The following is a 1,440-nucleotide window of genomic DNA, read 5'->3' on the forward strand; positions in this document are numbered from 1 at the left end:
AGCTCGGCCAGCACGTCCAGCGCCGCGAGCGGGTCGGCCACCACGTCGAGCGCGCGGTGGAAGGTCACCTCGGCGTCCTCGGCCGCGGAGACCAGGTCGCGCGTGCGCGCGACGTCCACGGTGCCGGACGGCGTCAGCGCGCCCACGACGACGCCGTCGGCGCCCGCGTCGACCGCGAGCACCACCTCGCGGAGCATGAGCTCGTGCTCGGCGGACGAGTAGACGAACCCGCCCGGCCGCGGGCGCACCAGCACGTGCACCTCGAGGATCGGGGCGCTGTCCGACGACGGCACCACGGCCGCGGCGTCGATCACCGCCTCGAGCAGCGCGGCGCTGGGCGTGATGCCGCCGGTGGCGCCGAGCGCGGAGCAGAGCTCGACGCGCCGGGCGCCGACGTCGGCTGCGATCACCGCCCCGGCCGGGTCCTGGACAGCGAGCTCGAGAGCGACACGTGGGGGCACGTGCGAAAGCGTAGCCGGGCGCGGCGCGGCCGTTCGCCCGCCGTCCCGGGAGCGCAGTGGGTAGGGTCCCATGGCATGGCCATCGATCCCAGCGCGATCCTCCAGGGTCGCGCCCCCGGGCGTGCCCCTGTCGGAGTGATCGTCGGGATCGTCTTCGCGTCGATCTGCCTGCTCGTGATCCTCGCGTTCGACGCGGTGACGGGCGGGGGCTCGTTCGTCGTCGGGCTGCTGCTGGCGCTGCTGCCGGTCGCCGTCTGGCTGCCGCTCGTGCTCGCGCTGGACCGCCTGGAGCCGGAACCGCCCAACGCGCTGATCTTCGCGTTCCTGTGGGGCGCGGGCGTCGCGGCGCTGTTCGCGAGCATCCTCAACACGCTCGGACTGTCGCTGCTCACCGAGACCGAGCTCACGGGCGAGGAGGAGGGCTGGTACGTCGTCGCGACGTTCGGTGCCCCCGTGGTCGAGGAGCTGCTCAAGGGCGCCGTCCTGTTCGGCATGCTCTGGTGGCGGCGGCAGGAGCTGAACGGGCCCACCGACGGTGTCATCTACGCCGCGATGGTGGGGCTCGGCTTCGCCGCGACCGAGAACGTGCAGTACTTCATCGACGCCCTGGACTCGGACCAGCTCGGCTACGTGTTCGTGCTGCGGGCCGTCGTGTCGCCGCTGCTGCACCCGCTGTGCACCGCCATGACGGGTATCGGCGTGGCGGTCGCCGCCCTGGCCGGGCCGGGCCGCCTGCGCCGCACCGCGCCCCTGTACGGGCTGCTCGGCGCGATCGCCCTCCACAGCCTGTGGAACGGATCCACGAAGTTCGGCCTGCTCGGCCTCGGGTTCGCCTACCTCGTCGGGTTCGTCGTGCTGATCGTGCTGATCGTGATCCTGGCCCGCGACCGGCGCCGGATCGTCCAGCTCATCGAGCACTACCTGCCGCTGTACGGGCCGGTCGGCATCGTCACGCCCGACGACCTGCGCATGCTGTCCA

The 1,440-nt window shown here is 73.0% G+C and carries 2 protein-coding genes; one reads left to right on the top strand and one right to left on the bottom strand.

Translation table 11 applies throughout. The features are described 5' to 3' along the window. Positions 1 to 461: copper homeostasis protein CutC (locus tag PROKR_RS00680; RefSeq protein ID WP_036958878.1), on the bottom strand; the 461-nt coding region annotated here is incomplete at its 3' end. A gap of 75 nt (positions 462 to 536) precedes the next feature. Here PROKR_RS00680 and PROKR_RS00685 point away from each other — a divergent pair. Next, positions 537 to 1,440: PrsW family intramembrane metalloprotease (locus tag PROKR_RS00685; RefSeq protein ID WP_036958854.1), on the top strand; the 904-nt coding region annotated here is incomplete at its 3' end.

The organism is Promicromonospora kroppenstedtii DSM 19349 (assembly GCF_000515355.1).
Taxonomy (GTDB): Bacteria; Actinomycetota; Actinomycetes; order Actinomycetales; family Cellulomonadaceae; genus Promicromonospora; species Promicromonospora kroppenstedtii.